Consider the following 11781-nt stretch of genomic DNA (forward strand, 5'->3'; position numbering starts at 1 on the left):
CCTCTCCCGCGCGAGCAATAACGTTTCCTTCTGAGTGCATGATAGACTATGCAACTAAACCTGACACATCGCGAGTAAATCTATGAAAATCGGCATTATTGGCGCTATGGAAGAAGAAGTTACCCTTCTGCGCGACAAAATCGAAAACCGCCAGACCCTGGCGCTTGGCGGCAGCGAAATCTACACCGGTCAGCTGAACGGCACCGATGTTGCCCTGTTAAAATCAGGAATTGGCAAAGTGGCGGCCGCCATGGGTGCCGCACTGCTGCTGGAAATTTGTAAGCCGGACGTGATCATCAACACCGGTTCTGCTGGCGGCCTCGCGCCAACGCTGAAAGTGGGCGATATCGTCATCTCCGACGAAACCCGCTACCACGATGCCGACGTCACCGCATTTGGCTACGAATATGGCCAGCTGCCGGGCTGCCCGGCCGGCTTCAAAGCCGACGATAAGCTCATCGCCGCCGCGCAAACCTGCATCGAAGCACTGAATCTTAACGCGGTACGCGGCCTGATCGTCAGCGGCGACGCCTTCATTAACGGTTCCGTCGGGCTGGCGAAAATTCGTCACAACTTCCCGCAGGCCGTCGCGGTCGAGATGGAAGCTACCGCCATTGCGCATGTCTGCCATAACTTCGGCGTCCCCTTTGTGGTCGTGCGTGCCATTTCCGATGTCGCCGACCAGCAGTCTCATCTGAGCTTCGATGAGTTCCTGGCCGTCGCCGCGAAACAGTCCACCCTGATGGTGGAAAAGCTGGTGCAGAATCTGGCACGTGGCTAAGTCGCTCACCCTGGCGCTTAGCGCCCTGCTGTTGCTTGTCCCGGCGTGGCTCCTCGCCGCGCCGCGGGTCATCACGCTATCACCGTCCAATACCGAGCTGGCCTTTGCTGCCGGGATCACCCCGGTTGCCGTCAGCAGCTATTCCGATTATCCGCCGCAGGCCAGCGCTATCGAACAGGTCGCCAGCTGGCAGGGAATGAATCTGGAACGGATCGTCGCGCTGAAGCCCGATCTGATTCTTGCCTGGCGCGGCGGCAACGCGGAGCGGCAGGTGAATCAACTGCAGGCGTTAGGCATCAAAGTGCTGTGGGTCAACACCTCGACGATCGAAGAGATAATCGCGACGATCCGTCAGCTGGCGCAGTGGAGCCCGCAGCCGGAAAAAGCTCGTGAAGCCGCCCGGCAAATGCAGGACGACTACGAGGCCCTCAAAACGCGCTACGCCAACACGCCAAAGAAGCGCGTCTTCATGCAGTTTGGCTCCAACCCGCTGTTTACCAGCAGCCGGGGCTCCATTCAGGATCAGGTCCTGACCCTCTGCGGTGGTGAGAATATTTTCGCCTCCAGTACCGTCCCCTGGCCACAGGTCAGTCGCGAACAGGTTCTGGCAAGGCAGCCCCAGGCGATTGTCATCGCCGGTGACGACAGCCGTCTCCCCGACGTCGAGCGTTACTGGCATAATCAGTTAAAAATTACCCCAATTGCAGTGCATGGCGACTGGTTTGAACGCGCAAGCCCGCGTATTATCCTCGCCGCTAAACAGCTCTGCACTGCGCTCGAACAGGTCAAATAGCACCGTTTACGCAGTACAACAGCGTCATCCCGGCAGCGTTACGCCTTATCGGTACGGTAGGCGGACGCCGCCGGATTCACCATGATGAATAAAATAGCCTAAGGAACCGGGCGCGAAACGAGAACTGACGATGCTTGTCTATTGGCTGGATATTATTGGCACCGCCGTATTTGCAATCTCGGGCGTACTGCTGGCCGGTAAACTCCGTATGGACCCTTTTGGCGTACTGGTGCTTGGCGTGGTGACCGCCGTGGGTGGCGGAACGATTCGTGATATGGCCCTCGCCAACGGCCCGGTATTCTGGGTCAAAGACCCCACCGACCTGGTGGTCGCTATGGTCACCAGCATGATGACTATTTTGCTGGTCCGTCAGCCGCGCCGCCTGCCGAAATGGATCCTACCGGTGCTGGATGCCGTTGGCCTGGCGGTGTTTGTGGGCATTGGCGTGAATAAAGCCTTTCTGGCGCATAGCGGACCGCTGGTGGCGATCTGTATGGGTGTCGTGACCGGCGTGGGCGGCGGGATCATTCGCGACGTGCTGGCTCGCGAAATTCCCATGATTCTACGTACGGAAATCTACGCCACGGCCTGTATTGCTGGTGGGATCGTTCATGCTACCGCTTATGATACGTTTCATGTTCCGCTGGAAAACGCGGCGATGATGGGGATGGGGGTCACGCTGATCATTCGCCTTGCGGCTATCCGCTGGCACCTGAAGCTGCCGACGTTTGCTCTCGACGAGAACGGACGATAAACGCGAACTTTCTCCCCCGGCAGCAACCTGTGCCGGGGCGAGAATCAGACGCCGGGATCAGACGCTGAATGAAGACCCGCAGCCGCAGGTGCTCTTCGCATTCGGGTTGGTCACGATAAACCGCGAACCTTCCAGACCTTCAGTGTAATCGACGGCGCCGCCGACCAGATACTGCAGGCTCATCGGATCGACCACCAGGCCAACGCCCTGTTTTTCAATGGTCATATCACCTTCGTTAACCTGATCGTCAAAGGTGAAGCCGTACTGGAAACCACTGCAACCGCCACCGGTGATATAAACACGCAGCTTCAGGTTCGGGTTGTCTTCATCGGCAATCAGGAATTTTACTTTTTTGGCTGCGGCTTCAGTAAACTCCAGCGGCAACGCGATGTCATCACTCATTTTATGCTCCCATTGATACTTCTGGTCGGTTAAAGAATAACCCGACCTTTTGAGCCATTATCTAATACCCTGGTAAATCGTTCAAGTATTCTCCCCGGCAACCTGCTGCGCTTTCGCCGCTTGCTCCGCGGCCTGCTTTTCCAGAGTTCGTTCAAGGATAGTGGAATACAAAGGCTTACCACCAAGGAATTGCGCCAGTAGTGTTGCGCCAAGACAGGTAATAATCATTGGCAAAATGAGCTGATAGTTATCCGTCATCTCCAGCACCAGCACGATGCCGGTCAGCGGCGCACGAATGGAAGCCGCCAGCAGCGCGCCCATACCGGCAATCGCAAAGGTCCCGGCATCCAGATGATAGGCCGGCAGCAGCGGCGTAACCGCCATACCGAAGGCCGTTCCCAGCAGAGTTCCCAACGCCAGCATCGGCGCAAAAATACCGCCAGGAGCGCCGGAAGAGAAGCAGAGCAACGTGGTAATCACGCGGGCAACAAAGATAAATAACAGCAGGCCAACGGAGAAATTACCCGCCGCGGCGATAGGAATCAGGTTAAATCCACCTCCCGACGCCGCCGGCTGAATCAGCCCGAGCACGCCGCACAGCCCACCGATGGCGCCACCGATCAGCACCCACTTTTTGGTGTCGCCGCCGTGGAAGCGCTGGAACATATCCTGGGTACTCAACACCAGACGGTTAAACAGCGGCCCGATGCAGCCAAAAATCATCCCCAGAATCAGGTACAGCCACAGGGTATTGACCGGCGCATCACTCAGCTTGCCGACTTCGATGAGCGCCGACTCGCCATTAAACACCCGAAATACGATGCTCGACATAATCACGCCGGTAAAGACGGCTTTAATCGAAATCAGGTTGTAGCGGAACTGCGGGCGCATCTCTTCAATAATGAACAGGATCCCCGCCAGCGGCGCGTTAAAGGCGGCGGACAAACCTGCCGCTGCCCCGGTTGCCAGCAGCGTATGGCGAGCTTCGGGACTGCGCATGCGGAAGATATCCAGCACCATGCGCCCGACGTTACCGCCCAACTGCACCGTCGGCCCTTCGCGACCCAGAACCATCCCGGCGCCCAGGGTCCCCATGCCGCCGATAAATTTAACCGGCAGCACGCGCCACCAGCGAACCGGACGCAGCTCTTCCAGCGCCCCTTCGATCTCCGGAATCCCGGAGCCTCCCGCTTCCGGCGCGAAACGCCGCACCAGGAAATAGCCGACCATGGCCAACAGCGCCGAAAAAATAAAGGCCAGCGGCCAAATCAGGAACCAGTGATCGGCAACCTGCACCAGGGTACCGATACGCATGTTCTGCACCCAGGTGACGCTCTTTTCAAACGCGACCCCCACCAGCCCTGCCAGGGTTCCGACCACCGCGGCCATCAATAATACGGCCAGCGGCGTCTTGTCGCGCTGAACTAATCGACGGACCATATCGCCACGACGCAAGCGCACGATTTGTTTTGCTTCAAAAGTTGAGGCTGCTAGTTTCATACTCTCATCGTCAATAGTCATACAAATACGAGGTGGATATTTTAGCCTTCCGCACGTCTCGCGTCGCGGAAAAATTTCATCGGCTGCGCTTTGTTTCAATTGGGCAAAACTTTCATAACTATCCTGGAATAACTTAGAATAACCAGCAAAACATTTATCACGAACCAGGATCATCGCAATGAGCAAATCTGAAACACTCTATAGCGCCGCACGTGAACTCATCCCCGGCGGCGTGAACTCGCCGGTACGCGCCTTTAGCGGCGTTGGTGGCACCCCGCTGTTTATCGAACGCGCTGACGGCGCCAGACTGTATGATGTCGATGGTAAAGCTTATATCGATTATGTCGGTTCCTGGGGACCGATGGTGCTGGGCCACAACCATCCGGCGATTCGCAACGCGGTAATTGAAGCGGCAGAACGCGGTCTGAGCTTCGGCGCCCCGACCGAGATGGAAGTCAAAATGGCGGAGCTGGTGACGGAACTGGTCCCGACCATGGATATGGTGCGTATGGTGAACTCCGGCACCGAAGCGACAATGAGCGCCATTCGCCTGGCCCGCGGTTTTACCGGCCGCGATAAGATCATCAAATTTGAAGGCTGCTACCACGGCCACGCCGACTGCCTGCTGGTTAAAGCGGGATCTGGCGCTTTGACGCTGGGTCAGCCGAACTCTCCAGGCGTACCGGCCGATTTCGCCAAACATACCCTGACCTGCACCTACAACGATCTGGCATCCGTGCGCACCGCGTTCGAGCAGTATCCGCAAGAGATCGCCTGCATTATCGTGGAGCCGGTTGCCGGTAACATGAACTGCATCCCGCCGCTGCCTGAGTTCCTGCCGGGTCTGCGCGCGCTGTGCGATGAATTTGGCGCGCTGTTGATTATCGATGAAGTGATGACCGGTTTCCGCGTCGCGCTGGCGGGAGCCCAGTCGCACTATAACGTGGTGCCGGACCTGACCTGCCTGGGCAAAATCATCGGTGGCGGCATGCCGGTCGGCGCATTTGGCGGCCGTCGCGACGTTATGGATGCCCTGGCCCCGACCGGTCCGGTTTATCAGGCCGGGACCCTCTCCGGTAACCCGATTGCCATGGCCGCCGGCTTTGCCTGCTTAAGCGAAGTGGCGCAGCCGGGCGTTCACGAAACGCTGACGGATTTGACCAACCAGCTGGCTCAGGGACTGCTGGATGCAGCTCGCGACGCGGGTATTCCGCTGGTGGTCAACAACGTAGGCGGGATGTTCGGCATCTTCTTCACCGATGCCGAAACGGTCACCAGCTATCAGGATGTGCTGAAATGCGACGTTGAGCGCTTTAAGCGTTTCTTCCATCTGATGCTGGAAGAAGGGGTCTATCTGGCGCCGTCGGCGTTTGAAGCGGGCTTTATGTCCGTGGCTCACAGCGTCGAAGATATCAACGATACCATCGCCGCCGCACGCCGCGCTTTCGCGCAGCTGTAATCGTGTTTTATCCCCGGCGCACGGAACCCGGCGCCGGGGAATATCTTAGCGGCTCTGCTTTCTCAGCAAATAGATAAAGTACGGCGCACCGATAAAGGTCGACAGCAGACCGGCTGGGATCTGATACGGGAACATCATCATCCGCCCGCACCAATCGGCAAAGACCAGCAGCAGACCCCCAATCAATCCGGATACCACCATCTGCGGCATCGTGCGGCGGAATCCCATCATGCGCGCAATATGCGGCGCCATCAGGCCGACAAAACTCAACGGGCCGATCGTCAGCGTAGCGGTTGCCGTCAGGCACGCGGCCAGCATCAGCAGGCCAATGCGTGACGGGGTCAGCGCCATGCCCACCGCACGCGCCGCTTCACCGCCTAACGATAGAATGGTCATCCAGCGTCGGCACAGCGGCGCCAGCGCCAGCAGCACGACCATCGCGATACCGCTGCACAGCACCATCTCCGGCGTAGCGCTGTAGGTCGACCCGGAGATCCACGTCAGGATCTGCGCCATCCGCGGATCGCCGCTGGCCTGCAGCATCATCAACAGCATGGTGAAGGCGGTGCTGAGCGCCATCCCCGCCAGCAGCATCCGGTGCGGCGAGAAGCCACCGCGTCCGGCGGCAATCAGGATCACCAGCAGCGTCACCGCCGCTCCCAGGCTCCCGGCGGGCAGCAGCCAGCCAAACGCGTTGCCAGGGACAAAAAACAGCATCATGACAATCCCGAACGCCGCGCCGGAGCTGATCCCCAGCACTTCCGGGCTTGCCATCGGGTTGCCGGTCAGGCGCTGGATAATACAGCCGGCGACCGCCAGCATCACCCCGGCGAACAGCGCGGCAAACACCCGCGGCCAGCGCCACGGCATCAGCTGATCCAACAGTGAACCGCTCGCCCAGTGCCAGCTCTGCGCATCCCGGCCAAATGTCAGGGCAACGACGATCGCCAGCAGCAGAATCACCAGGCCACCGAGAGCAAACCACTGCACGTTTTGCCGTTCGACCAGCGCCTTGTCGCCGACATTCATCACCGGCGCGCTGATGCTGCGCAGTCGCGGCAGCAGCCACAGCAGCAACGGCGCACCGATCAGCGCCGTCACCGAACCGGTTGAGACTTCCATCCACACCCGGGTCAGCCACAGAATGAGCTGGTCCGACAGCCACAGAATGAGGGCGCCAATCAGCGCCGCCAGCAGTAGACGCGACAGCAGGCGACGGGCGCCGAGCATTTTCGCCAGCAGCGGCGCAAACAGGCCGATAAAGCCGATAATCCCCACCGCGTTCACCAGCAAGGCGCTGATGACAATCGCCAGCGTCAGCGTTGCCAGACGCGCCAGCGACAGCGCCAGCCCGAGGTTACGCGCCACGCCATCATCCAGCCCCATCAGCGTCAGCGGGCGCAGCAGCAACAGGGTTAAAATGGCGCCGCCGAGCAATTGCGGCCACAGCCGTTGCACCACGCTCCAGTCGGTTTGCGTCAGCGTACCCGTGCTCCACAGGAACATACTCTGCAGCTGATCGTGATGGAAAATCACCATCAGTTGATTCAGCGCCCCGCAGTAAAGGCTGACCACCAGGCCGGCAAGAATCAGGGTCACCGGCGAGAGCCGCTTGCCCCAGGAGACGCCGAACACCAGCGCCCCGACCAGGCAGGCCCCCGCCAGCGCGGCAAACTGCGACGCCAGTACGCCGGGGATCGCCCAGAGCGTCGTCACCGTCATCCCCAGTTGAGCGCCGGTGGCCACCCCGAGAGTGGTCGGTTCCGCCAGCGGGTTGCGCAGCACCTGCTGGAACAATACGCCGACCAGCCCCAGCCCGGCGCCAACCAGCAGCGATACCGCCAGCCTCGGCAGCAGGCTGTAGTGGAACAGCATCTGGGCAATATTATCGATATCCGGCTGCCGTAACGCCTGCCACCACTGGCTTTGCGGCAACGCAGCATGAAGATTGAACAGGCTGAGGCTGAAAGCCGCAACCACCAGTACCGCCAGCAGCAGCGCCGTCAGAGGAGAAATTCGCGATCTCACGCCGCGCCTCCCTGGGCATCCGCCAGCACGCGGGCGAAATGCATCGCCGACAGCGTTGCGCCATAGAACCAGACCGCCGGTACGCGCTGGAAACGTCCTTCGCGGACAAACGGCATCGCCCGCCACAGCGGCGTAGCCATCAGTTGCGCCATCTCGGCCTGATTACCATGGTCAAAGCAGATCACATCCGCCTCTTTGTAAGCCGCCAGCCGATCGATCCCGACGCTGACGCTCCCCCAGAAGGTGGTCTCGCCGCGCCAGGCGTTTTTAATGCCAAAGCGATCGAGTACCTCCTGGAACAGGCAGTTGTCCCCGAAAACCAGCACGTGGCGAGGATCCAGCAAGGTGATCATCAGCAGCGGGCGATCGCCGCGCTGAGCAAACCGCGGACGCAGGCTCTCCATCAGCGCATCAAATTCAGCCAGGTGGCGTTTCGCCTCCTGCTGTCGGCCAATCAGTTCGGCCATCTCGTTAAGGGATTTCTGGGCCATCAGCAGCGGGCGTTTGCCGTCGCTGAAGGTGAAGCCTTGCCCCGGAGCGATACGCGCCAGCTTCTCCGCCGACGGCCCGTAGCCTGCCGACCAGAAGATAAACGACGGTTTCATCTGCGTCAGCAGCTCAAGGTTCGGCTCCGTGCGCAAACCAACATCGATCACCGAGGCAGGTAACGCGGGCTCGTTCACCCACAGGTTATAGTTCGGAATATCGGCCACGCCGTAGGGCGTCACGCCGAGCGCCAGCAGCAGCTCTACCGGCAGCCACTCCAGCGCCACTATGCGCTGCGGGTCGATAGCCGTAGCCTGCGCGTGCCGCATCTGCCACAGCAGGGGCGACAGGGCCATCGCCGTCAACAGCCGACGGCGCGTGTGGAAATGGGTCTTATCCATCAATACACAAAACTTACCGGCGCGTTACCCGCCGGATGCGGCAGAATGCCCATAGGGATACCGTAGATTTGCTCCAGCGTTTCGCTACGCATCAGCTCCGCCGGCGTGCCCTGGGCAATCATCTCACCACCGCGTAAGGCGACCAGATAATCGCAATACCGGGCGGCCATATTAATATCATGCAGAACCGCAATCACCGTTAAGCCGCGCTGCTGGCTCAGACGGTGCACCAGCGCGAGCACATCAACCTGATGGGCAATATCCAGCGCTGAGGTAGGTTCATCCAGCAACAAACAACGGCTGTCCTGGGCTACCAGCATGGCAATCCACGCACGTTGGCGTTCGCCTCCGGAGAGGCTGTCCACCAGCCGGTGCGCCAGCGGTTTGAGACCTACCAGCGCAATCGCTTCTTCCACCTTCTCCCGATCGGCGCTGCCGAAACGCCCCAACGCGCCGTGCCACGGATAGCGACCAATAGCCACCAGCTCACGTACCGTCATCCCTTCTGCCGGCGGCAGCTGCTGCGGTAAGTAGGCGACTTTGCGGGCAAAGGCTTTGCTGCTCCAGCTATCCAGCGGTTGCCCGTCCAGCAGCACATCCCCTTCCGAAGGCGGCTGATGGCGACCCAGCATTTTCAGCAGTGTGGATTTGCCGGATCCGTTATGGCCAATCAGGCCCGTCACTTTTCCAGCCGGGAACGTTAAGGAGAGAGGATGCAGCAGCGTACGGCCTGGTACGCGAAAGGTGACGCGGTTCAGTGAGAACGTGGTATCGGTGTGCGGAGTCTGTTCCTGCATAGCGGCGACCTGGTGAAAGGCGCGGCGAACCGCGCCCATTAAGTGATTAGAAACGGAAGGTTCCGGTCGCAACGACCTGACGACCTGCGCCCCAGTAGCATGCATACTCGCTGTAGCAGCTGGAGACGTATTCACGATCGAACAGGTTGGCCACATTCACACCGATGGACGATCCCGGCAGGCCAAAACGGGCCAGATCGTATTTCACCGTCGCATCTGCCAGCATATAACCCGCTACGTTGAACGATTCATACGCTTTCGGCGAGTTCGCCGAGTAGTAGCTGACGGTGTTGCCAATGTAGCGGGTGCCTGCGCCAATGGTCAAACCGCTGAGCGCTGTTTCGTGGAAGGTGTAATCCGCCCACAGAGAAGCCATGTTGCGTGGGATTTCTGCCGGGCGTTTGCCTTCATACCAAGTATCATGCGTGTATTTGGCATCTGTGAAAGTGTACGACGCGGTTACGTTAACGTTGGCGTTCACCGCCGCTTTTGCTTCCAGCTCAACACCACGAGAGCGGATTTCGCCACCCTGAACACTGAAGCCACTGGTCGGTGCGCTTGGGTCAGCCGTCAGGTTGCCATCTTTGGTCAGTTGATACACAGCGGCAGTTAGCACAACTGGCATATCTTTCGGCACGTACTTCACGCCAGCTTCGTACTGTTTGCCCATAGATGGGTCAAACGGTTTTCCCTCTTTTGTCGCGCCAGAAACAGGCTCAAAAGATTCGCTGTAGCTGAAGTAAGGGGATATCCCGTTGTCGAACAGGTAGTTCAGACCACCGCGCCAAGTGAACTTATGGTCGTTCACTTCAGCAGTCGTGTTGGTTGAACGGGTCAGCGTAGAAGATTTAGCGTAATCATAACGACCGCCGAGGGTGAGTACCCACTTATCCCACTCCGCTTGATCCTGAACGTACGCCCCGGTTTGCTCCTGGCGATTCAGCACCGCATACGGGAAGGTCACATTGATGTTCGGATTACCATACTGAGGGTTCTGCATGTCGATCGAGCTGGCAGAACCGTAGTCTGCGTCTATGTCGTTACGCATACGCATGTAATCGACACCGGTCAGCAGCGTGTGATCGACCGGGCCTGTCGCGAATTTGGACTGCAGCTGATTATCCACTGTGAAAGTGTTCAGGTTTTCATCCGAACGCACATAGGCACGGCTGATCTGACCCGGCGCGACGTAGCCGTTACCATAGACTGAGCGATACAGAGTATTCACTTCCGCATAGCGCAGGTTCTGACGTACGGTGAAGGTGTCATCAAACTGATGCGAGAAGCTGTAGCCGACCATCTTCTGGCGGCGGGACATCTTGTTATCCGGCTCACCTTCGTTGTAATCCGTCGGCAGTTTATGCGCATTGCCGTTGGCGTCGTAATACGGCACCACGGTCCCTTCGCGAGGCAACCAGCCGTAGTAACCCGCATCCGGATCGTTCTGGAAGTTGCTCAGGAAGGTGAAATCGGTTTTATCATCCGGACGCCAGCTAAAGGACGGCGCGACCGCGTAGCGGGTCGATTTTGCCATCTGCTGCTGCGCATCCTGGCTGCGGCCTAAACCGGTCAGGCGGTAGGACCACACGCCGTCGTCATCGATGGCATCGCTGAAGTCAAAGCCGGTCTGCCACAGATTATCGGTGCCCATTTTGAACTGCACTTCTTTCAGCGGTTCAGTGGTCGGGCGCTTGCTCACCATGCTGACGATGCCGCCCGGGTTGCTCTTTCCATAAAGAACGGAGGTCGGACCGCGCATCAGTTCCACGCGCTCGAGGAAGTAAGGGTCCATCGACATTTCAGAGTAGTTATCACCCTGCAGCTTCATGCCATCCAGATACTGGTTGGTGTTGACCGTTGAAGATGTGGTGAAACCACGAATAGAGACCACGTCATAGGTGGTGGAGCTGCCGCGGGTGGAGAACACGCCTGGCGTATAGGCCAGCGCTTCTTTTACCGTCGTCGGCTGCTTCATATCCATCTCAGCACGGGTCACCACGGAGACAGACTGCGGTGTTTTTTCGATTGGGGTATCGGTTTTGGTGGCAGTTGCTGAACGTTTAGCCGCGATCGTCGGTGCCGGACCCCAGGCACTTTCCTGGTCAACAGGAGCTGCGATAACGGTGATTGTTTCTTCTTTATTCGGTTCAACTGCCGCCTGTGCGTAGACAGACATGCCGCTAACCGCCGTGGCTACTACGACTGCGATTTTACGCAGCGAGTGATTTGGCTGAGCAGTTTTTGGACGCGCCATTGGTATATCTCTGATGAAAGTGAATGATAACGTAAACGAGAATTATTATTATGACCAATGCAATAATAGGCGAAACGCCGAATGCAAGGCAAGCAATATGGCCGCTCTGAATACCGAAGGATGAAA

10 protein-coding genes are annotated in these 11781 nt (G+C 58.7%); 4 read left to right on the forward strand and 6 right to left on the reverse strand.

Annotation, left to right across the window (positions count from 1 at the left end):
• The first annotated feature begins 82 nt into the window (after positions 1-82).
• The 3 genes from mtnN (at position 83) to HF679_RS14075 (ending at position 2328) form a co-directional block, all read left to right on the forward strand.
• Positions 83-781, forward strand: coding sequence for a 5'-methylthioadenosine/S-adenosylhomocysteine nucleosidase (gene mtnN / locus HF679_RS14065; protein ID WP_123757419.1), 699 nt, complete (start codon positions 83-85; stop codon positions 779-781).
• A complete protein-coding gene (gene btuF, locus HF679_RS14070) occupies positions 774-1574 on the forward strand; it encodes a vitamin B12 ABC transporter substrate-binding protein BtuF (RefSeq protein WP_123757420.1) in 801 nt (266 codons plus the stop codon). The genes mtnN and btuF overlap by 8 nt, the downstream gene beginning before the upstream one ends.
• A gap of 130 nt (positions 1575-1704) precedes the next feature.
• On the forward strand, positions 1705-2328 hold the full coding sequence (locus HF679_RS14075) for a TRIC cation channel family protein (protein ID WP_123757421.1): 624 nt from the start codon (positions 1705-1707) through the stop codon (positions 2326-2328).
• A 57-nt stretch (positions 2329-2385) separates the two neighbouring features.
• On the opposite strand, the gene erpA is transcribed toward HF679_RS14075, so the two are convergent.
• Together erpA and clcA are read right to left on the reverse strand one after the other, a co-directional pair.
• On the reverse strand, positions 2386-2730 hold the full coding sequence (gene erpA / locus HF679_RS14080) for an iron-sulfur cluster insertion protein ErpA (RefSeq protein ID WP_123757422.1): 345 nt from the start codon (positions 2728-2730) through the stop codon (positions 2386-2388).
• An 81-nt stretch (positions 2731-2811) separates the two neighbouring features.
• Positions 2812-4230: a H(+)/Cl(-) exchange transporter ClcA gene (gene clcA, locus HF679_RS14085; RefSeq protein ID WP_123757696.1), complete on the reverse strand. Its 1419-nt coding sequence runs from the start codon at positions 4228-4230 to the stop codon at positions 2812-2814.
• A gap of 178 nt (positions 4231-4408) precedes the next feature.
• Here clcA and hemL point away from each other — a divergent pair, with 178 nt between their 5' ends.
• Positions 4409-5689, forward strand: a complete 1281-nt coding sequence (gene hemL, locus HF679_RS14090; protein ID WP_123757423.1) for a glutamate-1-semialdehyde 2,1-aminomutase — start codon at positions 4409-4411, stop codon at positions 5687-5689.
• A gap of 45 nt (positions 5690-5734) precedes the next feature.
• Here the strand turns inward: hemL and fhuB are convergent, their stop codons facing one another.
• From fhuB to fhuA, 4 genes are read right to left on the reverse strand one after another with little or no spacing between them, the layout of a single operon-like run.
• Positions 5735-7717 carry a Fe(3+)-hydroxamate ABC transporter permease FhuB gene (fhuB, locus tag HF679_RS14095; protein WP_187042140.1) on the reverse strand — a complete coding sequence of 661 codons (1983 nt, stop codon included), beginning with the start codon at positions 7715-7717 and terminating at the stop codon, positions 5735-5737.
• The gene (gene fhuD, locus HF679_RS14100; RefSeq protein ID WP_123757425.1) at positions 7714-8604 is read right to left on the reverse strand and encodes a Fe(3+)-hydroxamate ABC transporter substrate-binding protein FhuD; all 891 of its coding nucleotides are present in this window, start codon (positions 8602-8604) and stop codon (positions 7714-7716) included. Before fhuD ends, fhuB begins: the two co-directional genes overlap by 4 nt.
• Positions 8604-9401 carry a Fe3+-hydroxamate ABC transporter ATP-binding protein FhuC gene (fhuC, locus tag HF679_RS14105; protein WP_123757697.1) on the reverse strand — a complete coding sequence of 266 codons (798 nt, stop codon included), beginning with the start codon at positions 9399-9401 and terminating at the stop codon, positions 8604-8606. Before fhuC ends, fhuD begins: the two co-directional genes overlap by 1 nt.
• Positions 9402-9447: 46 nt before the next feature.
• A complete protein-coding gene (gene fhuA / locus HF679_RS14110; protein WP_123757426.1) occupies positions 9448-11655 on the reverse strand; it encodes a ferrichrome porin FhuA in 2208 nt (735 codons plus the stop codon).
• Positions 11656-11781 lie beyond the last annotated feature (126 nt).

It is taken from the genome of Enterobacter sp. JUb54 (assembly GCF_014298075.1).
Taxonomy (GTDB): domain Bacteria; phylum Pseudomonadota; class Gammaproteobacteria; order Enterobacterales; family Enterobacteriaceae; genus Klebsiella; species Klebsiella lignicola.